This is a genomic window from Pedobacter sp. UBA5917 (assembly GCF_002432345.1).
Taxonomy (GTDB): domain Bacteria; phylum Bacteroidota; class Bacteroidia; order Sphingobacteriales; family Sphingobacteriaceae; genus Pedobacter.
In genome coordinates this window covers 1-20702 of the sequence record NZ_DJDT01000189.1, presented here as the reverse complement: position 1 = coordinate 20702, position 20702 = coordinate 1, and the positions used below count along the sequence as shown (strand labels likewise).

General features: G+C 39.6%; 22 protein-coding genes. 16 read left to right on the top strand and 6 right to left on the bottom strand.

All coding sequences use genetic code 11. The features are described 5' to 3' along the window. Positions 1-17 precede the first annotated feature (17 nt). Both B2V92_RS12355 and B2V92_RS12350 read right to left on the bottom strand, forming a co-directional pair. Positions 18-764, bottom strand: coding sequence for a LytR/AlgR family response regulator transcription factor (locus B2V92_RS12355; RefSeq protein WP_293308337.1), 747 nt, complete (start codon positions 762-764; stop codon positions 18-20). A 7-nt stretch (positions 765-771) separates the two neighbouring features. Further along, entirely contained in the window at positions 772-2694 is a 1923-nt protein-coding gene (locus B2V92_RS12350) for a tetratricopeptide repeat-containing sensor histidine kinase (RefSeq protein ID WP_293308335.1), read from the bottom strand. Between the two features lie 411 nt (positions 2695-3105). Between B2V92_RS12350 and B2V92_RS12345 the strand changes: the two genes are divergently transcribed. The 11 genes from B2V92_RS12345 (at position 3106) to B2V92_RS12295 (ending at position 12200) form a co-directional block, all read left to right on the top strand. Then, positions 3106-3345 (top strand): TIGR04139 family peptide modification target, encoded by a 240-nt coding sequence (locus B2V92_RS12345; protein WP_293308333.1) that lies wholly within the window; start codon positions 3106-3108, stop codon positions 3343-3345. Positions 3346-3407: 62 nt separating this feature from the next. Then, positions 3408-3620, top strand: coding sequence for a TIGR04139 family peptide modification target (locus tag B2V92_RS12340; RefSeq protein WP_293308331.1), 213 nt, complete (start codon positions 3408-3410; stop codon positions 3618-3620). A 114-nt stretch (positions 3621-3734) separates the two neighbouring features. After that, a complete protein-coding gene (gwsG, locus tag B2V92_RS12335) occupies positions 3735-4637 on the top strand; it encodes a grasp-with-spasm system ATP-grasp peptide maturase (RefSeq protein ID WP_293308329.1) in 903 nt (300 codons plus the stop codon). Next, positions 4634-4813, top strand: coding sequence for a hypothetical protein (locus B2V92_RS12330; RefSeq protein WP_293308327.1), 180 nt, complete (start codon positions 4634-4636; stop codon positions 4811-4813). Before gwsG (B2V92_RS12335) ends, B2V92_RS12330 begins: the two co-directional genes overlap by 4 nt. Further along, entirely contained in the window at positions 4810-5913 is a 1104-nt protein-coding gene (gene gwsS, locus B2V92_RS12325) for a grasp-with-spasm system SPASM domain peptide maturase (RefSeq protein WP_293308325.1), read from the top strand. Before B2V92_RS12330 ends, gwsS (B2V92_RS12325) begins: the two co-directional genes overlap by 4 nt. A gap of 299 nt (positions 5914-6212) precedes the next feature. Beyond that, positions 6213-6407 (top strand): hypothetical protein, encoded by a 195-nt coding sequence (locus tag B2V92_RS12320; RefSeq protein WP_293308323.1) that lies wholly within the window; start codon positions 6213-6215, stop codon positions 6405-6407. Between the two features lie 73 nt (positions 6408-6480). Further along, the gene (gene gwsG, locus B2V92_RS12315) at positions 6481-7455 is read left to right on the top strand and encodes a grasp-with-spasm system ATP-grasp peptide maturase (protein WP_293308321.1); all 975 of its coding nucleotides are present in this window, start codon (positions 6481-6483) and stop codon (positions 7453-7455) included. Continuing rightward, complete coding sequence (locus B2V92_RS12310) at positions 7433-7615, top strand: hypothetical protein (protein ID WP_293308319.1); 183 nt, start codon at positions 7433-7435, stop codon at positions 7613-7615. The genes gwsG (B2V92_RS12315) and B2V92_RS12310 overlap by 23 nt, the downstream gene beginning before the upstream one ends. Before the next feature lie 2 nt (positions 7616-7617). Beyond that, positions 7618-8715, top strand: coding sequence for a grasp-with-spasm system SPASM domain peptide maturase (gene gwsS / locus B2V92_RS12305; protein WP_293308317.1), 1098 nt, complete (start codon positions 7618-7620; stop codon positions 8713-8715). Further along, on the top strand, positions 8705-10903 hold the full coding sequence (locus tag B2V92_RS12300) for a peptidase domain-containing ABC transporter (protein WP_293308315.1): 2199 nt from the start codon (positions 8705-8707) through the stop codon (positions 10901-10903). The genes gwsS (B2V92_RS12305) and B2V92_RS12300 overlap by 11 nt, the downstream gene beginning before the upstream one ends. Then, entirely contained in the window at positions 10893-12200 is a 1308-nt protein-coding gene (locus B2V92_RS12295; RefSeq protein ID WP_293308313.1) for an HlyD family secretion protein, read from the top strand. The genes B2V92_RS12300 and B2V92_RS12295 overlap by 11 nt, the downstream gene beginning before the upstream one ends. 59 nt (positions 12201-12259) lie before the next feature. Here B2V92_RS12295 and B2V92_RS12290 read toward each other — a convergent pair whose 3' ends face one another. After that, entirely contained in the window at positions 12260-12583 is a 324-nt protein-coding gene (locus B2V92_RS12290; RefSeq protein WP_293308311.1) for a hypothetical protein, read from the bottom strand. A gap of 263 nt (positions 12584-12846) precedes the next feature. On the opposite strand from B2V92_RS12290, the gene B2V92_RS12285 reads away from it, so the two are divergent. The 3 genes from B2V92_RS12285 (at position 12847) to pncB (ending at position 16819) form a co-directional block, all read left to right on the top strand. Then, positions 12847-13341 carry a hypothetical protein gene (locus B2V92_RS12285; RefSeq protein WP_293308309.1) on the top strand — a complete coding sequence of 165 codons (495 nt, stop codon included), beginning with the start codon at positions 12847-12849 and terminating at the stop codon, positions 13339-13341. Between the two features lie 554 nt (positions 13342-13895). Beyond that, the gene (locus B2V92_RS12280; RefSeq protein WP_293308307.1) at positions 13896-14945 is read left to right on the top strand and encodes a hypothetical protein; all 1050 of its coding nucleotides are present in this window, start codon (positions 13896-13898) and stop codon (positions 14943-14945) included. A gap of 686 nt (positions 14946-15631) precedes the next feature. Then, complete coding sequence (pncB, locus tag B2V92_RS12275) at positions 15632-16819, top strand: nicotinate phosphoribosyltransferase (RefSeq protein WP_293308305.1); 1188 nt, start codon at positions 15632-15634, stop codon at positions 16817-16819. A gap of 120 nt (positions 16820-16939) precedes the next feature. Here pncB and B2V92_RS12270 read toward each other — a convergent pair whose 3' ends face one another. After that, complete coding sequence (locus tag B2V92_RS12270) at positions 16940-17392, bottom strand: hypothetical protein (RefSeq protein ID WP_293308303.1); 453 nt, start codon at positions 17390-17392, stop codon at positions 16940-16942. After that, positions 17385-17936 (bottom strand): hypothetical protein, encoded by a 552-nt coding sequence (locus tag B2V92_RS12265; protein ID WP_293308301.1) that lies wholly within the window; start codon positions 17934-17936, stop codon positions 17385-17387. Before B2V92_RS12265 ends, B2V92_RS12270 begins: the two co-directional genes overlap by 8 nt. Before the next feature lie 224 nt (positions 17937-18160). On the opposite strand from B2V92_RS12265, the gene B2V92_RS12260 reads away from it, so the two are divergent. Then, positions 18161-19015, top strand: coding sequence for a helix-turn-helix domain-containing protein (locus B2V92_RS12260; protein WP_293308299.1), 855 nt, complete (start codon positions 18161-18163; stop codon positions 19013-19015). 78 nt (positions 19016-19093) lie between these two features. Beyond that, positions 19094-20203, top strand: coding sequence for an FAD-dependent monooxygenase (locus B2V92_RS12255; RefSeq protein ID WP_293308297.1), 1110 nt, complete (start codon positions 19094-19096; stop codon positions 20201-20203). A gap of 223 nt (positions 20204-20426) precedes the next feature. On the opposite strand, the gene B2V92_RS12250 is transcribed toward B2V92_RS12255, so the two are convergent. Then, on the bottom strand, positions 20427-20702 hold a 276-nt coding region (locus B2V92_RS12250), incomplete at its 5' end, for a hypothetical protein (protein WP_293308295.1).

Genomic DNA, 20702 nt, shown 5'->3' with positions numbered 1-20702 from the left:
TAATTTTTTAAACCATATTATGCAATATTTTCAAGGTACCTGAGTACCTCTTCTTTTTTCCTGCTCGAAACCAATATATTTTCCTTATTCTCCATTTGCAGGTAACCTTCGCGATAGTATTTTTTAACATATTTAAAATTAACCAGGTACGACTGGTGGCACCTCAAAAAGCCAAAGGGCGTGAGCAGATTTTCATATTCCTTCAACCCTTTCGAAACCAGTACCTGATTACCGCTATTTAAATAAAATGTGGTATAACCTTTATCGCTTTTACAGTAGATAATGTCCTCAATCGCCACTACTTCTATGTATTCGAGGCTTTTTAAAGCAATACGTTTACTGGCGGCCAGCCCCTGCGCAAGGTAATGCTCTTTGGCAATGGCCAGTTGTTGCCTGTCTAAAATTTCCTGTTCGCGGTGATGGTAACATTTATTCAGATGCGCAGTTAAGGAAATTTCATCAATTGGTTTGAGCAGATAACCAAAAGCACCTAAATTAAGTGCCTGAATTGCATACTGATCATAAGCCGTTAAAAAAATAACCTGAAAATCAGTAAGTCCTATTTCATCAAATAAATGAAAGCTATCGCCATCCTTTAAACGGATATCAGCCAGGATAATATCGGGTTTTAACAAGGGAATTTCTCTCTTTGCCAGTGCAATTTCTCCCGCAGTGCCTACGATTTCCAGATAATCGAGTTTCTTAACAATCTGTAAAATGTGCTGTAAAATGCGGACCTCGTCTTCTAAAATGTAAATTTTCATAACATTGTTAATCGGTGATTATCGGAATCAGTATTTCAACAGATACGCCAGTAGATCCGTTTTCTATCTTGTTTTTAACTTTAAACTGTGCCTGCTGTTTTTTACCAGTAAAAAGCAGATCGAACCTTTCTTTCAGGATTACCTGGGCCAGCGACTGTTTTTTAGGATTTTGGGCCGTTTTCGGGGTTAATCCGCTGCCATTGTCATCAATCTCAATTGCCAGCACATCATTTCTAACCCCGAAAGATATGGTAAGTAAACCCTTATAGCCAATGTTCCTGAATCCGTGTTCAACTGAATTCTCTACAAAAGGCTGGATCAGCATCGGGGGAATCAGTGTTCCGTTCACATCCAATTGATCGTCGGTTATAATTTTATAATCAAAAACATCGGTATAACGCATCTGCTGCAGCTGCAGGTAATTGTTAAGGGAGGCAATTTCTTCCTCTATTTCGATAAAATCCTTTCGGTTCTGCTCCAGAACGCCACGCAATAACCCGGAGAAAGAACGGAGATAACATACCGATTCTTCGGTATGGCCAGAGGCAATAAGGCTCTGTAAATTTGCAATCGCATTGAAAATAAAATGTGGATTTAGCTGTGCCTGGAGCATTTTCTGCTCTACATTTAAACGCTGGTTTTCTGATTGCAGCAATTTGTTTTTTTCCCTTAGCCGCTGCTGGCGGTAAACAATAAAGAAGAACGCAACTGCCGCAATAAAAATAAGCAGGGTTAAAAAAATTGTCCAGCGCTGCTGTTTAATTATCGTTTCGTTCAGTTTATTGCGGCCATTTAACTCTGCTATACTCCTATCCTTTTTTTCTGTTTCATATTTCTCGTGTATTTCGGCAACTTTAACAGCTTCTATTGCCTTATTATTACGCAACTCGATGGAATAAGCAGAATCTGCTGCCTCTAGCGCATGGGCGAAATCGCCTTTCATCTTAAAAGCATTGATCAACCCATTATAATAAATATCCTTTTGCTTACCGGAGGAACCGCGTTTTTCAAAAGCAATCCCCTCTTTAAAATACTTAATGGCCGAATCAGGCTGTTTATCCTGAAAAAATGCCGTGGCCAGGTTATTATAGGCAATACCGTTCAGGTCGTTGATCCTTTTAAGGTAATTAAAATAAATTTTGCTGCAGGCCAGCGCCTTACCCGTTTGCAATTGCTGGCTATAAATCTGCGCTTCGTTATCGTACGTACGCGCTATAGCCAAACTATCGCCAATTTCCCTGGCCAGTTCGCGGGCCCGGCCATTATAGAACGACATCTTTTTGAAATCGTTTAACCTGAATGCCAACAGGTATGAAATATCGAAATAACGCTGTTTAACTGTTGGATGGGTATTAAACGGATGATGTTTAAAATAGATGGCAGCATATTCTATCGATTTTTTTTCGTTGTGGTTCTGAAAATATGCCTGTGCAAGTAAATCATAAAAACGATAGGTTAAGCGGCTGTGTGTTTGCTCGGCAATTTCGATGGCTGCAAAAATCTGTCCCATTAAAGCCGCCTCAACAGCTGTTCCGTTCGCGGCCTTCTGGGCAAGGATCCCATTTATCTTTAAAAGCTCAATGTCGTCGTTTGGCTTTAATCCTTTTATCATCTGATATGCTGCTAAAGCACTGTCCCTTTTCTTTTCATAGCTGTATTTCCTTGCATTAAAATAATAATAAAAAGGATTTGATTCCCGGTTTGAAGTCAGACTTAGCAGGCTGTCTTCACGGTAAACGCTATTTTTAACAGCAACTGTCGATAAGGTATCAAAAGAGATAATAAACTTGATATAATCCTGCTGCGCAGCCGTTTTTTTAGTGGATTGCCGGTCAACTTTATCAGTATTTCCCTTATTTCTGCAGGACGAAAAGGTAAGAAAGCCCAAAATTGGGCAAAGCATAAATATGGTTCGTATACTGGCGTTCATTAACGGTAAAATTGGCTTATTTTAAATATGGCGAAACATTAAGCGGCGTCCATTTCAATTATTCCCTAAAAGTATAAATAGTAAATCCCAAAAAAAACAACCGGTAAATATCTGTTGGGTTTCACTCTATATCTGCATCCCTTTAACACTTATCTGAAAACACAATCAACCAATCAGATGTAATATTCCAATGTAATTACAGGCCTTTCCGGATAGAAAACGCTAAGATAGGGATACTCAGGCACAACTATCGATTGTACGGATATGTATGAAGGGCATACGAAAAAATGCCGAAAGCTGCCACATATCAACTACGCCTTGTGCAAGCTGCAGTTTGTAGCGAATTTTAAATTCAATAATCCCCGAACGCCAGGGTAAGATGGCGCAGTTTACTATCAATTTTTAAAAAAAATGAAAAACTTAAAAGGTATGCAGAACAGCTTATCTGCACTCGAAAACAAAAAGCTTACAGATTTACAATCCATTAAAGGCGGCCGCCGTTCAATAGGTGCTTCCATTGTGTATTCGAACTTCTTAAACGCCCAGGGGCAACAGGATATTGATGCATACGATGAAAATGGAAACTGGAGTTTCAGGTATTATGATAACTCTACCGATTGTAATGAGGGGGCCATGAACCCTAACTGGTAAACCCAAATTTAAAAAGCCGGGTGAACCATAAACACATCCATTAATTTAACCCCTACATCAAAATGAAAAATTTAAAAGGAATGCAGAAAAATTTTTCCGCACTCGAAAACAAAAAGCTTACAGATTTACGCGCCATTAGCGGAGGACTTGCAATGGTACAGAACTACTCGATACAATCCAACATCAACGTTGGCGAAGGTTGCGCAGAGCACGATGTATACAGTGGTCCGGGCGGTACCGGCAAATACCTCGGCAGGTTTATAACCGGAGCATAAATAAAATGTCCCGCAGCATGAGCGGGACGTTTTAACCACAAAAAATTTAAGCAGGAAAAAATTACAATTGAAGATTACCTCCATGCAGGAAAACCGGGCCACAGATAAAGCATCATGATACTGATTATTTCAAAAAACCAGGAAACAACCACCAACGAGGTGATTAAATGGCTTTTATCAATGGATAAAAAATTTATCCGTGTGCATGAAGATGAGTTTTTTGAAATAAAAGTACAGCAAAAAAGACTTTACATTGAAAGTTACAGGAACAAATTTTTTCTGGATGAAATCAGCAGCGTTTGGTACCGGAGGGGCGGTATAAAATTTAAACGTTTGCAGTACAATAACCCTTCTGTTGATGCCCACATGGCAGAACACCAGCATTGGCTTGAAGATTATGTGATTAAAACACTCGAATCAAAAAAACACATCAACAAGCAAAGCACCAGCCACGTAAACAAACTACATGTACTGGAGGAGGCAAAAAAGGTCGGTTTAGCTGTACCCGAATACTTTTTGGCCGATAACACAGGCGATGTTTTGCTGAACAGTACCATTACAAAACCCATTACGGGGAATATTATGATCGATGCTTTTGATAACTATCAGGATAGCATTATGTACACCACCGTGATTGGGGAGAAAGAACAGGACACTTTTTTTATTTCCTTTTTTCAGGAGAAAATCGAAAAAGATTTTGAGATCAGGAGTTTTTATCTGAACGGGGAGACATATTCAACAGCCATTTTCTCCCAAAATGATGCGCAGACCCGTACCGATTTCAGAAAATATAACCTCGAAAAACCAAACAGAAATGTAAGGTACAACCTACCAAAAGCCATCGTAGAAAAATTAAAACGTTTGATGCAGTCGCTCGATCTAAATTGTGGTTCGGTAGATTTTATCAAAAGCGGAGAAAAGTATTATTTTTTGGAGGTAAACACCGTGGGACAATTTTTAGGGGTTTCTACCATCTGCAATTATTCAGCAGAAAAAGCCATAGCCGAATATCTATGAAACAATATATTAAAGAAAAACACAAATTACCGCTTACATTCAAATTTGCCGAAGAATTTAAGGCCAAAAATGCCGATAAAAACGGGGGCAATATACCCTACGCCAAATGCGAAAAATATCAATCGGATTTTTTAATGCTGGTAAAACCATTTAAGTCCCTGGTGAGAATGTTATGAGGTATTTTAATCTTTTTAGCGATATCGTGATAACAAAGGGTTTTGGCAGGATACTGATATCAGATTTACAGCGGAATATTTCCGAATTACAATCCATTGAGCTGCACGGCATCATCGAAGAATTAAAAACAGATGCGATTGATGTTGTACTGGAACTTTACGACGATGAATCGAAAGCGATTGTACAGCAGTACCTCGATTTTTTACTGGAGCGGGAATATGGCTTTATCACATTCGGCGATTGGGACCATAATTTTCCGGCCATCGATCTCAATTTCCATGACCACAACAGGGTATCGGATATTTTTATAGAGCTTGATGATTTAACGGTTTTAGATAAAATAAGCTTTTCGATAGCCAACCTGGCTATTAAACATCTTGTAATCTATTGCAGCAGCGCATTATCATTGGATGACATATGCGGAATTGATGCCCGTTTTAAAAATTCGACCCTCGAAAGTATCGAGATTTTTTCATCATTCCACGCTGATATTGATGAGGCTTTTTTCAGGGAGCTTGATTTAAGAACAGAGAGAATACATCAGCTTGTTTTTTACAACTGCAGAAAAAATCCTTTTGAAGTAAAAGACCACTACAGGTTTACCATAAACTTAAGCGATCAGGATTTAAAAATATCTTCCTGCGGAAAGGTAGATCTGAACTATTTTAATACCAATATCAGCAAAGTTTTAGAGGCGGTAAACCACAACTCCTGCCTTCACAAAAAAATCGGTATCGATAACGGGGGTAATATCAAAAACTGTCCGTTAATGCCCAGTACTTTCGGAAATATAGATGATGTTTCTTTGGAAGACGCACTGAATCACAATGAATTTAAAAGTTACTGGAACATCACAAAAAATGATATTGAGGTATGCAAAGATTGCGAATTCAGGAATGTATGTACCGACTGCAGGGCCTTTACCGAACAAACCCATATCAATGACCGGGGTTTAGACCTATCGAAACCCTTAAAATGCGGTTATAATCCTTATACCAATAAATGGGAAGAATGGAGCACAAATCCGCTAAAACAGAAAGCAATAGCAACTTACGGTTCGCAGGGTATATTTTTTAACACACAGGTAGAAAAAATTTAAGATCAGTAAAAAGAACGCTGTTCATTTGATGCCAAAGCTTTCTCTCAACGATAAGCAACCGGACATAGATTATCCACACGCAAAACGAATATTATCGATAAACCTACAGATATCGCCCCAATGCCGTCGAATGTAAACCTGCACTTATAAGCCAGTTATTTTTTGCCGATTTTTAAACATGGGCAGTATCAAAATGCTCCATTTTATGCGCAACCGGCAACATCGATATAGGATAAAACCAAACCCTTAAACGCCTGGGGAAGATGGCGGAATATCTATCAAATTTTAAATCTAAAAAAATGAAAAAATTAGAAAAACTTGAATCGAAAAGAGTAAAATCCATTCATGCTATCAGCGGTGGAAGAGCAATGATGATGGAAAGTTCATTTGCTGAAACCGGCGATGCCACTTTCAAAAAAGCAGTATCCGACCACGGAGACCATTGCTGCACCGATTACTATCCGGATCCTAAAGGCACACATACCTGCCCATAACCGGATTAAACTAAACCCTGGGTGGTGCTATTCTGCGCCACCTTCGGCCACATCCCTTCATTATTTAAACACCATGAAAAAAAAGGTACTCATTTTAAGTCAGGCTTATTTAGAAGGCACAACAGATTATGTTTGCCAATGGCTTGATTATTATGGTGTCCCATTCATAAGGCTTAATGGCGAAGATTTTTTCAACATGAAAAAGTTAGGCGATATGCCTAAAAACAACGAAGTGGCTATGGTATGGTACCGCCGCAAAGCAGCAAAAATCCCGGCCCATTTTTCCCAGAAAAGGGAATCTTTTGAAACCCATTATACCCTGCGCCGTTTTCTTATTGATGAATTTAATGCACTGCACTCGCTCTTATTTTATGCTATTGATAAAGAAAAATGGCTCAACGACCCTATTATCGCAAGCAACCTAAATAAACTTAAAGTACTTTTCCTTGCCCAAAAATTCGGGCTGAACATCCCTTATACCGAGGTGTTAACCGATAAACAATCGCTGATAACATTACAGGATACCTATCCCGAACTAATTGTTAAACCATTAAGCGAATGCGTTTTACTGGAAGATGGGAACGGTGCGCATTACAAGATGTTGAGCAGGGAAATCAACCACAGCAATATCAGATCCATCCCCGATATTTTCTTCCCATCGCTCGTACAACAAAAGATAGATAAGAAATTCGAAGTCAGGGCTTTTTACCTGTCCGGTAGATTTTATTCAATGGCGATTTTTTCCCAGGCAAATAAAAAAACTGCCTCCGATTTCAGGAATTACGACAACAAAAGACCAAACCGAACTGTACCCTACAAATTACCAGATGAAATTGAAAGCAGGCTTGATCTGTTAATGAAGGAACTGAATTTCGGCACAGGTTCGATCGATTTAATGGTCGATCATAATGATGCGTACTATTTTTTAGAAATCAATCCGGAAGGCCAGTTCGGTATGGTTTCTTACCCCTGTAACTATTATTTAGAAAGGGAAATGGCCCTGTTATTTAAACAAAAGCAATTACATGAAGAAAAAGTTCAGCACTAGCTTAAAAGATAAAAAATGTCTGCCGCTTTCTATATACCTACTCGAAAAAGATGGGCATAACAATGCGGAGGGCAATATCCGCAAATATGAAAAGGCAGTTAAAATCAATGCCGAAGGTTATGAACTGTTAAGGTTCTATAAAGTAATATCAAAATTCTAAAGATGGAATACCTCAACCTATTTTCAAATTGCCAGCTGGTTAAAGGTGCAAACAGGACTTTAATCTGTGATCTGCAGATGCAAAAGTCCTATCCGGTTTCCAACGATGTAGCCGGGGTATTACATTTTTTAAAAGATCATTCCATTGAAGAATGTATTCATGTTTATGGTGCCGAAAATGAAGAAGCCATTATAAGTTATGTAAACTTTATCACAGATAAAGAAATGGGGTTTATAGATAACCGTATTGTAACCGGGCTTAGTGCCCTCGATTTAAGCTGGGATGCATTTTCCGATATTACAAACGTGATTATTGAGTTTAACGAAAATCTCGATTACAACAACCGGTTCTTTAATACATTATTCAACTTAAATGTTAGTGCCCTCGAGATCCGTTGTTACCAAAATACCGATCTTGAAAAACTGGAAAAATTCATTAATATTTTTAATGGATCTGTTTTAAACTACATTAAACTCATCCTGCCCTACTCTGCCGCCATTGATACCGAATGGCTTGAAACGCTTGCAAAGAAAAATTTAAGGATCAGGTCTTTTCTTTTTCATTCGGCACCCGAAGATAAAACAGAGCGGATATACAAAAATACAGTGCAGCTTACCTACTATTCGAAAGCGATAAATGATTGTTTAGCCTGTGGTTTGATCAGGCAGGCCTATTTCAGCACCAATATGGAGCTATTTACCGAAAGCATGCAGCACAATACCTGTTTAAACCGAAAGCTATCGATCGATTTTAACGGACTGGTCAAAAACTGTCCATCAATGCAGCACGATTACGGATATATGTTTGAAACAGATTTAACCGATTTATTGGCGGATAACGATTTTAGTAAATACTGGAACATCAGAAAGGAAGATATCGAAGTTTGTAAAGACTGCGAATACCGGAACGTATGTACCGACTGCAGGGCCTATACCGAGCAGAGCCATGCCAACGATTTGGGTTTAGATGTATCCAAGCCCTTAAAATGCGGTTATAACCCTTACAACAATGAGTGGGATGAATGGAGTACAAACCCGCTAAAACAAAAAGCAATACAATTTTATGGCATGCAACAACTGGTAAAAACGCATGAAGCTTAAAAAATTCCCCTTTTATAAACAGCCCGACGCCAAAGACTGCGGGCCTACCTGCCTGCGTATGGTAGCCAGGCACTATAACAAAAGCATCCCTTTACACACCATAAGAACACTTTCTGAAACCACGCGCGAAGGTAGCGGCCTGTTTGGCCTAAGCAATGCGGCAGAAAACCTCGGTTTCAGAACATTGGGCGTAAAAATAGATTTTAATACACTTGTTGCAGATGCCCCCCTGCCCTGCATTGTACACTGGAATAAAAACCACTATGTGGTGGTTTATAAAATTGATAAGGCAAACCGGGTTTATGTTGCCGATCCAAGCTACGGCTTAATTACCTATACAAAAGAAGAATTTATAAAATACTGGATCGGCGAAAATGCCAATGAAAATACAGAAGAAGGCATTGCCCTTGTACTCGAAACCACACCGTCATTTTATAAAACCGAATTTGATGATGAAGAAAATAAAACCAGCTTTTCTTTTCTCTACCGTTACCTGTTCAGGTACAGATCAATGCTTATCCAGTTGGCCGTTGGACTTCTGGCAGGAAGTTTATTATCGCTTATTTTTCCATTCCTAACCCAGAGTATTGTTGATGTAGGCATACAGAACCAGGATATCAACTTCATATACCTGGTTTTACTTGCCCAGGTAATGCTTTTTATGGGCAAAATGGGCATCGATATTATCCGGAGCTGGATTTTGCTGCACCTTTCTACCCGGATAAACATTTCCATTATCTCCGATTTCTTTATTAAGTTGATGAAACTTCCCATTAGTTTTTTTGATACGAGGATGACTGGGGATATTATGCAAAGGATAAACGATCACCACCGTATTGAGCAATTGCTTACCAGTTCATCACTCAACACACTGTTCTCCATGTTTAACCTCATCATTTTTAGCATCGTACTGTTACTTTATGATTACAGGCTGTTTCTGGTTTACCTGTTGGGTGCCATCCTGTATGTAGCCTGGATCAGTTTTTTCCTTAAAAGGAGAAAAGAACTGGATTACAAAATGTTTTCGCAGGTTGCACAGGAACAAAATAGCGTGATAGAACTGATTAACGGCATGCAGGAATTAAAGATGCATAATGCAGAAAAGCAGAAAAGATGGGGCTGGGAATTTTTGCAGGTAAAGCTATTCAAAATTAAAATCAGGGCACTTTCGTTAGAACAATGGCAATCTGTAGGCGGGGGTTTCATCAACCAGATAAAAGATATCCTGGTTAGTTTTCTTGCTGCAAAACTGGTTTTAAACGGTAACCTTACCCTGGGTATGATGCTTTCGGTACAATATATTATCGGCCAGCTGAACAGCCCCTTACTGCAGCTGATAGATTTTATCAAACAGGCACAGGATGCAAAAATTTCGCTCGAAAGACTGGGTGAAATACATGGTAAAGAAGATGAAGAAGACAGTGGCGAAAATTATGTTACTGAAATTGCAGAGCAGGATATTGAGCTTAACAATGTCTCATTCAGGTATACAGGCTCCGAAAACTTCGTTTTCCAAAACCTGAACCTTGTTATCCCCTATCAGAAAACCACAGCGATAGTTGGCGCCAGCGGTAGCGGAAAAACCACTCTACTAAAGCTTTTAACCAAATTTTATACCCCTGATAAGGGCGGGATAAGAATCGGCGGTACGGATATGAAAAATATATCGCCACGGTTCTGGCGTAACCAATGTGGGGTAGTGATGCAGGAGAGTTATGTATTTAACGATACCATAGCGAATAACATCGCCATTGGTGAAGATACAATTGATAAGCAAAAACTGCGTAGGGCAATAGAAATAGCCAACATACAGGATTTTATAGAAAATCTGCCCCTGAGTTATAATACCAAAATCGGTAATGAGGGCCTTGGCATGAGCGGTGGCCAGAAACAAAGGCTGTTTATCGCCAGGGCCGTTTATAAATCGCCCGAGTATATCTTTTTTGATGAGGCAACAAGTGCCTTGGATGCAAATAATGAAAAGATAATTATTGAGAACCTGGAGCAGTTTTTTAAAGGTAAAACAGCTATAGTTATTGCCCACAGGCTTTCGACCGTTAAACATGCCGATAAAATTATTGTGCTGGATAAAGGTACTGTTATCGAAGAAGGCAGCCACAGCCAGCTGGTGGCAAAAAAAGGAGAATATTACAGATTAATAAAAAACCAGCTTGAACTTGGAAACTAAAAAAAACAACCTTGATGAGATAACGCTTCGATCAGAAGCAGTGCAGGATGTACTATCGGAACCGCCACGCTGGATGTTCCGTTGGGGTAATGTGCTGATACTGGCCATCATCTCGATCATCATGCTGATAAGTTATTTTATTAAATATCCAGAATTTGTACCCGCAACCATTGTGATTACCTCGCAGAACCCGCCCGAAAAATTACAGGCCAGAACGGATTCGAGGATTGAGAAAATTTTTATCAGAGATGGCCAAAAGGTAAAAAAAGATGAAGTATTGATGGTTCTGCAATCAACAGCAGATTATGCGGACGTTTTAACGCTAAAAACACTGATCGGTTCCCTTTCGCCGGATCGCTTGCTTTTCTTTCCTGCCGATAAAGTTTCGGGATTTAAGCTTGGCGAGCTTCAGGCCGATTACAATAACTTTGCAAAAGCTTTCCAGGATGAAAAACTCTATACCAAACTCGAGCCCTATGCACCCGAAAATGTGGCTGCAGCACAGAGCATTTTAGAAAATAAAAACAGGAAAGTTACTTTGGAAAAGCAAAAAAAAATCGAGTCGTTAAAATACGAACTGGTAAAGAAAAATTACCAGCGTGCCCAGCAGCTTTTCGAAAAGAAAGTAATTTCTGCTTTCGAATTCGAAAATGAAAAAATAAAATTCCTCCAGGCACAACAGGGACTCGAAAATGTAGATATTTCGCTCTCACAAACAGAGGAGGCAATTACCAATCTTAACAGAACAAAAACCGGCGCGGTAATTAATGCGGAGAAAGACAAAACCAATTTTGCTTCGCAAACGCTGCAGTTACTTGAACAGTTAAGGAGATCGTTAAGGGCATGGGAACAGGATTATCTGATTGTTTCTGCTACAGATGGCACCGTGAGTTTCCAACAGTTTTGGGGAGAAAACCAGTTTGTTAAACGGGGCGATCCCATTCTGTCGGTACTGCCCGACCATAAAAAAGCACTGATCGGAAAACTCTCAGTACCAGCGGTTAATTCGGGCAAAATATCCAAGGGGAAAAAAGTACTGATCAAGTTGGATAATTACCGATTTCAGGAATACGGCATAGTAGAGGGCCGGATCGAAAATGTATCTTTCACATCGGATGAAAAGGGCAATTATTATATGGATGTGGTGCTTCCAAAAGGCCTGCAAACCTCTTATCACAAAACACTTCCCTTTGATAAGGAGCTTAAGGGAAATGCCGAAATTGTAACACAGGATTTAAGATTGATTGAGCGTTTTTTTTACCAGTTCAGAAAGCTTGCCGGATACCAAACGGAGTAGATCTGTTCGGCGGCCCCAACATTAACACCAGCTTTTACGGTAAAATTGTGAATGGGCTATTAAGATTTTAAATAGCCATCTTCCTCTATTTCAACCCTGTCACGTTTCCATAAAATATATCCCAGCCTGCCACAGGTTTCTGCTACAAAATATTGGATATCGGCCGGCACATCATTTACAATACAGTAGCGGATCTTGTATTTAGAATTGTAGCTAACGTAAACCACCAGGTCATCAGAAGGGAAACCCCAGCCCGATAAGGCTTTAAAATGTACTTGCTGAAGTTCTTTTGCCGCCCTTTGGAGCCGGTCGTTCATGATCTTCGCCAATGATCTCTGCGGGACAAAATCAGTCTCCAGAATTGCCAAAACTGTAACAGTCATGCCGCAAATTTAATTTCATTCCCCACTTTCACAACCACAAAAACATAAAACACTCGCTATCAAGCAAAAAAAATTATCAGCGCAATCTGCATATTGCCTTTTTTTGATATGCTGATGTAATCCTTTTAAAAAACATTCACCCATCACAAAACGCAACAAAATTATATTTAAGCTTTAATTTATCAATCATCCGATCTGCGTATATTCTGGTGTTTTAAGTCTTTTCGCGATTTAAGATCATAACAAAATGTTTATATTGGCACATGCATACTAAACGCCCTCTTTTTAATTCCCTAACCATTTTATTCAGTATAACCTTGGTTTTAACAGCCTGCCAGCAAAAAAACACCCAAAATACGGCAGAGCAGAAAAAACGAACAGATAGTTCTTCAACCTTACCAAAGCCCACAACAACCGTAAAAAAGGACCTTGGGAAAATGGTAAGCGACTTAAAAGCATCCATGGTATCTTACATGCACACTGCACAGCCTTCCTATACGATGGATGATATCAATAATTGCGAGATTATAATCAAACGATACCTAACTGATATACAGTCCTCTAAAAACAGGAGCGATGGTATGGCAATAGTAAAAACCGCTATATTGGAGCTAAACAGACTGAACAACAAAACGCAGGAAACCCTCATCGAAACAGGAGAACGGGAACAGATAGCAGAGATTATCATCCTGGCTTCGAGCAGTAAAGGTTATAATACGGTTGATGAAGATATTACCGAAGAGTGGAGAGAATGGTAAAAATTAATTACTGTTGAATATCCCCATTTATTGGAACCTTTATTTATTTTTGGTGTTTGCTCAAAAATCCATTCTTTAAATACTATAGCTGTTCTTTGTTTATATAATAGCACACAACAGCTATAGCAATAACGATAGTAATCGTATTAAACTACCCTCTGTGAACTATAATCTTATTATTTCTTCGATAATCATTCCAATACATCGTTAATAAACATTAGTGGGGTTTCTATAACCAAATTAATCAGAATAATGAAAATTGCTCGCAAGTTATAGCAATCTATCTTATTTTCAATTACGTCATATCTCCGAAAACCTAGATAGCATGGCAAAAGTCAATTCATAGGCGCTAATAACATCCATCATCGATGATTTAGCATTTAACGAAAGATAATGCCCATTTATCTATTAATAAAAACGATCCACAGAAACTCTATTTCAAAAAGCAATAGAAATCAATAGTTTCGATATAAAGTTATCACAACAATATATCGAAACAAAAAACCTATAATCAAAACACTTTCTAAATGATCGTCATATCAAGTAAATGAATTATGAAAACACCAAAATCAATCATATTATTTGCGACAACTCTATTATTTTTCTATTCCTGCCAGAAACAATTAGACCTACAGTATAAATCGCAATTAGTATTAAAGGATGAAACCGAAAAATTAACTAGCTGGTTACAAAAATTGGCTAGCACCAGAAACGGAGCACAGAAAGATCGTATTTTATCGATCCAAAAAAATCTGTTAATAAAAGAATTAAAAATTGTACCAGGAAGCGATAATCAAACAATGATCATCGTTCCTCTTGATAGTGGATTCCAATCAAATAGAAATAAGCAATTAAAAAAAATTAACACTTTTATTCTTACAATTAACAAAGAAGGAATGATTGTACAGGGGAACATTGTACAGTATTTTCCAACAACGAAGGGCATAAAAAAATTACAACCAGTGTTGTTTAGTAATATGGTTAACGAGCAACCAGTAGAAACTGATGGTAAATTTGTATATCTCGGAATATTCGATGAGTATCTATATGAAGTCCAATATAAAAATGGCAAACAAAAATCATTTGCAGAGCGTCGCCCCTATTCAAGTAATATAAATTCTTCTAAAATAGCTTCACGTCAGAAATGCATTGATTGGTACCTTCAAACTTATGAAAATGGTGTATTGGTAAGTGAAGAATATCTATACACTACGTGCGGTAATTCAATAGACAATGAGGAGGTTGGCCCAGATGGTGGTGGCGGCGGTAATGATATTGAATATGAATTTCAGGTTAAAAAGACAGTTAAGTGGATTGTTGCTGAAAATCCGGGTTGGGGAGGTCAGATTATCTCAGAAGAAACGATAAAAGGCAAGCGTTCTTCGTCTGAACCAGAAGGCGGACATTTTACAGAAATCAAACATTATGCTTCAATCTGTAATTTTTGTTCGAATGCTACTGACGTTTGGGCAGAAAGTAGTAATTCCTTGTCTGCATCAAACCAATCGGCAAGTGCTAGGGTATCAGGTCTATTTCAGTATAACGGATCTACGACTAGAGAAGAGGGAAGTAAAAGTTGGTCGTTTTCAGAATTGTTTCCTTAATTTTTAACATTCCATAAAAATATTTCTGTGTTAAACAAAGTAGTCAATCCATTTCGAGTTAAACTGTATAAGAATTTGATTGGAGGTTAACTAAGTTGTCCTTTCTTTTATAAACAGATATAGAATCATAGCTTTTTTCTTTGAAGAATTATAGCTAATTCAGCCAATTGGTATTTTTCTCGAGATCAATAAAATCTTTTTGTACTAAGCTAAACATATTCAAAAAACAATAACTTACTCATAATTAATTATAAAACTCTATACAATAGCGTTTTAACAACCTAGCTTTTTATTAGATCTGAACTCAAAAAGTATGCTCAAAAGGTAAAAAACCTGTTTTTTTTAAAAAAATTAGTGCACTAGTTTAATCAGAAATAATTTATGAGTTTGCAGCTAAACAGGAGTTGGTTAAATACGGAGCGCCCCATACCCTTTTGTAAAAACACCCTTTTCTGTGAAATACAAAAAAATATTACTACATATAGCGCTAGCATAGTCGAAAGAAGATTAAAATCGGTCAATATACCCAAACTTTGGTGCATTAAAGATAAGCAAGTAAAAAACTAATGGGAAACCGGGTAAGGATTTAAAGCAACAAGTGCCTATATTTAGCACAATAGTTGCCCGGTTCTACCGATAACTATATTTAAGATCATCTATTTTTAAAGCAGCATACCACAACCATAATGACCGGCCTAACTTTTCTTTCAAACCGCTCCATACTTGACAATGATTTTTACAAATTTACCATGCAACAGGCGGTGGTAAGGCTTTTTCCATCGGCCATGGCCCGTTACAGTTTTATAAACAGGGGAAAACACCTGTTTCCGGCAGGCTTCGGAGATATTTTAAGGGAAAGGATAAATGGGATGTCAAAACTCTTCCTCACTGGTCAGGAAAAAAGATTCCTGGCGGAGAACTGCCCTTATCTTGATCCGCTTTATCTCGATTTCCTTTCGGGGTACCGGTACGATCCGGGCGAGGTAAGCATCAGCCAGCATGGCGAAGATATCAAGATTGAGATTGAAGGACATTGGTACCGTTCTATACTTTGGGAAGTACCGATAATGTCGCTGATCTGCGAACTCTATTATGAACTTACCGGTGGGGAAAGAATATCTGATGATGAAATTATTAACCGGGCATCAGTAAAGGCTGCGCAGTTCCGCTCGCTGGGTGTAAATATAGCCGAATTCGGTACCCGCCGCCGCCACAGTTACCATGTACAGAAACTTGTAATCGATACGTTTAGCCGCCAGGGCGGAAAAATGTTTGTCGGCACAAGCAATGTCCACCTTGCCATGCTCCACCAAACCAAACCTATAGGTACGCATGCCCACGAATGGTTTATGTATCATGCCGCAGTATATGGTTTTCCGCAGGCAAATTCAACAGCATTACAACATTGGGTAGATGTTTTCCGTGGGGATCTGGGTATAGCACTTTCAGACACGTATACAACAGATGTTTTTCTCGGTCAGTTCGACAAAATGTTCTCCAAACTTTTCGATGGGGTGCGCCAGGACAGTGCCGACCCGATTGAATTTGCCGATAAACTCATTTCGCACTATACCAAACTCGGGATAGATCCCTTAACCAAAACCATCATTTTCTCTGATGGCCTTGATTACGAAAAAGTTGCCAGGATCCATGAACACTGCCAGGGCCGTATCGGTTTTTCATTCGGAATCGGTACAAACCTTAGCAACGATGTGGGGCTGGAACCCATGAATATCGTGATCAAAATGACAGAAACGAGGCAGCCCAACGGGCAATGGACCCCTGTAGTGAAGTTGTCGGATAGTTTGGATAAAAATACTGGCGATAAACAGATGATCGCCGCAGCGAAAACCATACTCAATATCCGCAGTTAGCAAACGAAGTAACATTCTAAAAACCTATAAATTTAAAGAAGCATAATAGAAACCGGCAGGCTAACTTTTTGATTAAAAGATAAACGGACAATTAAAACTGCGAAAATGCATTTTGCCCGCTTAACGATTAATTCTACGGATTTTGAAAACCGTTTTTCTCAGCAGGGCAAAACCGTTGGTAAGCCTTTGTTTTTTCGTTACAATAGGAATACTTAATATGGCTAGCAACGAAATACAGGCCGAAATACCAAGGGAACCGCCATAACCATTAAAAAACCGGCTCGTATTCATGAAAATGATACAGAATACTGCCCCGGCCAAACCGATTAGCCAGTAGGCGGATACCAGACGGCTGGATACCATGCCGATAAAAGACGAACCGATGAAAACCAGGGGTATATTTTTTACCAGATAAGGATCGGCTATGTGTGGGAAGAAGTGAAAAAACAGGGCTACAGAAAGGGATAAGATAGCCGATGAACGGACCGGCCCCTGCCCTAATCCTTCGTTAAGGTAAAAGGTAAGCATAGCACCCGAAAAGCCGGTTATAATCAATATCAATCCGTTAAGCATAGGAAGCAATAAGATAATAAATAAAAGAAGTAATAACCACACCCGCAAAGGCCAGCGTTCCAAGTTTGCCCCCTACTCCCGAGAAAAGACTTTTGGAAACAACAATGAGTATTGCAGTAAAAAAACTGGCCGTGAGCACAAACAGGATATTCGGTGCAACCGCCGTGCTCGACATTCCGATAAATGCACCACAGTAAACCGCCGCCGGAAGCTGCCGGAGATATTCCGACTCTTTTTTAAATATTGGCAAAAAAGACCCCGTAAGCCCTACTGCCGAAGCTGAAATCACCGGTCCAAGCGATAGGTAATGGTTCAGGTAAAAAGAAGAAACCGCTCCGATCGGGATCCAGCATACCACCAAAATATGTTCATACTGGTGTTCGTGATGGTGCAGCTGCCCCCGTAAATAAGCGACCAGTATTAATGGACAGATAACCAATATGGAAATGATAGACCACCACGACTGCAGGTTTTCGCGGAAGATGGCAAACAGAAAAATGACCTGGATAGATAAAAGGAATATAATCGAAACTTTTCTACTCAACTTTTTGATGCCCATAAAGCAAAACGGCGGGATTTTTTGCAAATCTAAAAAAAAAGCATGGATCTCATACACCGCCGCCTGTTAAAGGCTTTATCATTACTTAAATTGAATATTGGACAGAAGTTAGGCATCCTACACAAAACGTAGATTGGAGAATAGAAGGGAAATCATAATAAAAGGTTTGCGTAGCGGATTAGCTATCTTTGCTTTAGAAAGATCATTTTATGCCCAGAAACCCAGTTAAAATTCCGGTAAACAGCTTCGCCAGTGAGCCTGATGAGGGTATTACTATTGATCGGATTTCTTTTGAAGCTTTGCCGCCTTTGGGCGAATGGGAACAGCCTGAACGGCATGACCGGCATTCTTTCTTTTTATTGGAAAGGGGAAGTGTGAGGATGGAAATTGATTTTCAGGTGTACGATATCCAATCACCTTCGCTGATTTATATGCATCCCGATCAGGTACACCGGATCATTGCATATAATGGGGTTACTGTATGTGCCTGGGCCCTGACTGATGAGCATCTGAATGCCGGTTTTTTACCACTGCTTGAAGGGGTAATCCCTGCTGCCCCGATGTTACTTGATGAACAGCAGTTTGAGGTGATTTTACAGACCACCACCTTACTGATGAAATTCTGGGCAAGAAAAGATGTTCCTTTATATCATACCTTACTCAATGAGCAGGGCAACGCATTGGTTGCACTGGTGATTTCTCTTTTCATTGAGCGTATCCCCTCTTCCCATCAGAGCAGGCAGGAACAGATTACCAAAGCTTTCCGTAGGCAGCTGGGATTGGATTTTGTACAAAAAAAACGTCCGGCAGATTACGCCAGGGCCTTACATATTTCTATCTCCTATCTGAACGAGTGCGTGAAAAGTACAACCGGTCAGCCGGTTTCCCACCACATTCAGGAACGTGTTGTTTTAGAGGCTAAACGCCAGCTTTACCATTCAAACCGGTCTCTCAAGGAAATTGCTGCATCTTTAGGTTATGATGATTATCCTTACTTCTCCAGATTGTTTAACAAAATTGCAGGTATGCCTCCTATCGCTTTCAGAAATAAAAACCGCGATTAGTCCAAGTCTTTCCCTGTTTAAACCTATTCAGATCATTTCTATTACCCTTTCTTTGCATCAACAAAAATGTAATTAAAAATGGGAGCAGATCACAAAAAAGTACTTATTTCCGGTGCCAGCTTTGCCGGGCTTTCAACAGCCTATTGGATGAACCGTTTTGGCTATCAAGTAACTATCGTAGAAATTGCACCGAACCTGAAAAAAGGTGGAACACCGGTAAATATATTGGGCAGAACCATCAACATTGTACGTAACATGGGCCTATTTGACCAGATCTACGCCAACAGGCTCCGTATGGAAAAAATGGAGATGAAAAATTCAGCGGATATCACCCAGCTAACAGATTATCACGAGCAGCGCGGACAGGAAGAATATGAAGTGGAAAGGGATTTTTTACTGCAGCTTTTGCTCGGGCTGATCAGCGATGATGTAGAAATTATTTACGGGGAAACCATTACCACGCTGACTGAAAACAGCGGCATGATGGATGTCACGTTCAAAAATAATGCACCACGCTCGTTTGACCTGGTATTTGGATGCGACGGGATCCATTCAGCTGTACGCAGGCTGTGGTTTGGTGAGGAAAAAGAGTTCTCCCATTTTCTGCAGGCTTACTTTTCCATCACTATTGTAGATAAACTGCTGATTGCCGAAAACACAACCCAGCTATACAGCGAAGTTGGTAAAACGGTTATGTTAAACGCCTATAACGGAAAAACGGATATCTGTTTCGCCTATTTTTCGGAAAAAGAAGTACAGTATGATTACCGCAACGAAATGCAGATGCGCGGTATGATATCAGCACAGTTTAAGGATTCGGGCTGGAGAAGCAGGGAGTTATTGGAAGAGATCAGCCAATCGGAATCTTTTTATTTTGACAAACTTTGCCAGGTTAAAATGCCTTTCTGGACAAAAAGCCGTGTTGCGCTGGTTGGGGATGCCGGCTACTGCCCATCACCCGCAGCGGGCCGGGGCGGTTCGCTGGCTTTAGATGGAGCTGCTGCTCTGGCAGATTCATTCGTTAAATACGCCGGAAATTTTGAACTTGCTTTTCAGGATTACAACAGCAGTCTCCGTCCATTTATTGAGCAGGTTCAATCAGAAGTAATAGATTTTGGCCTTGATGTACTGATTCCCAGAACTGAAGAAGCCATTATAAAGCGGAACAAAGAAGGTTTTAATTTTTAAGTTGCAGCACATTTGAATTATAATAATTAGGCATGTATTAATTGGGTGTGAACAAAAAACCACACCCATTTCTACAGATCCGGAAACTAAACCCAATAGTATATATTAGCTTCTAAATAAGTCTGAAGGCACTGCTAATAAAAACAGCTGTGCTTGTACAACATCAGAACACTGCCTCCCTCCCGTTAGTCTAACGGTTTTAAAACTGAATCAGTGCCTGAAACTAATTCCCGCCTTCTTTCCAATCGTCGCTTAGTTTACCCAGCCACTGATGATACATTTCATCTCCAGTGTGCTGCGTAAATTCTATATTCAGCTCGTTAACCCCAAGTTTGAGATGCGAGTTACATAACATTACCAAAACTTTCGAAAGCTCTTCGCGCATACTACTGGGCCGTCCGGCCCGGATATCGCACATCATAATCGCTGCCGGCCAGGGTTCATCTTCGCTGCACCTCCATATCGATCCCTCCCCCAGTTCCCTTATGGCTACCGTAAT

Bases quoted from the DNA above. Each gene is read 5' to 3' on its own strand.
- B2V92_RS12340 (WP_293308331.1), top strand. From the start codon at position 3,408: ATGAAAAATTTAAAAGGAATGCAGAAAAATTTTTCCGCACTCGAAAAC.
- B2V92_RS12350 (WP_293308335.1), bottom strand. From the start codon at position 2,694: ATGAACGCCAGTATACGAACCATATTTATGCTTTGCCCAATTTTGGGC.
- B2V92_RS12320 (WP_293308323.1), top strand. From the start codon at position 6,213: ATGAAAAAATTAGAAAAACTTGAATCGAAAAGAGTAAAATCCATTCAT.
- B2V92_RS12345 (WP_293308333.1), top strand. From the start codon at position 3,106: ATGAAAAACTTAAAAGGTATGCAGAACAGCTTATCTGCACTCGAAAAC.
- B2V92_RS12285 (WP_293308309.1), top strand. From the start codon at position 12,847: ATGCATACTAAACGCCCTCTTTTTAATTCCCTAACCATTTTATTCAGT.
- B2V92_RS12290 (WP_293308311.1), bottom strand. From the start codon at position 12,583: ATGACTGTTACAGTTTTGGCAATTCTGGAGACTGATTTTGTCCCGCAG.
- B2V92_RS12330 (WP_293308327.1), top strand. From the start codon at position 4,634: ATGAAACAATATATTAAAGAAAAACACAAATTACCGCTTACATTCAAA.
- gwsS (WP_293308317.1), top strand. From the start codon at position 7,618: ATGGAATACCTCAACCTATTTTCAAATTGCCAGCTGGTTAAAGGTGCA.
- gwsG (WP_293308329.1), top strand. From the start codon at position 3,735: ATGATACTGATTATTTCAAAAAACCAGGAAACAACCACCAACGAGGTG.
- B2V92_RS12255 (WP_293308297.1), top strand. From the start codon at position 19,094: ATGGGAGCAGATCACAAAAAAGTACTTATTTCCGGTGCCAGCTTTGCC.
- B2V92_RS12260 (WP_293308299.1), top strand. From the start codon at position 18,161: ATGCCCAGAAACCCAGTTAAAATTCCGGTAAACAGCTTCGCCAGTGAG.
- B2V92_RS12270 (WP_293308303.1), bottom strand. From the start codon at position 17,392: ATGCTTAACGGATTGATATTGATTATAACCGGCTTTTCGGGTGCTATG.
- gwsG (WP_293308321.1), top strand. From the start codon at position 6,481: ATGAAAAAAAAGGTACTCATTTTAAGTCAGGCTTATTTAGAAGGCACA.
- B2V92_RS12300 (WP_293308315.1), top strand. From the start codon at position 8,705: ATGAAGCTTAAAAAATTCCCCTTTTATAAACAGCCCGACGCCAAAGAC.
- pncB (WP_293308305.1), top strand. From the start codon at position 15,632: ATGACCGGCCTAACTTTTCTTTCAAACCGCTCCATACTTGACAATGAT.
- B2V92_RS12310 (WP_293308319.1), top strand. From the start codon at position 7,433: ATGAAGAAAAAGTTCAGCACTAGCTTAAAAGATAAAAAATGTCTGCCG.
- gwsS (WP_293308325.1), top strand. From the start codon at position 4,810: ATGAGGTATTTTAATCTTTTTAGCGATATCGTGATAACAAAGGGTTTT.
- B2V92_RS12355 (WP_293308337.1), bottom strand. From the start codon at position 764: ATGAAAATTTACATTTTAGAAGACGAGGTCCGCATTTTACAGCACATT.
- B2V92_RS12280 (WP_293308307.1), top strand. From the start codon at position 13,896: ATGAAAACACCAAAATCAATCATATTATTTGCGACAACTCTATTATTT.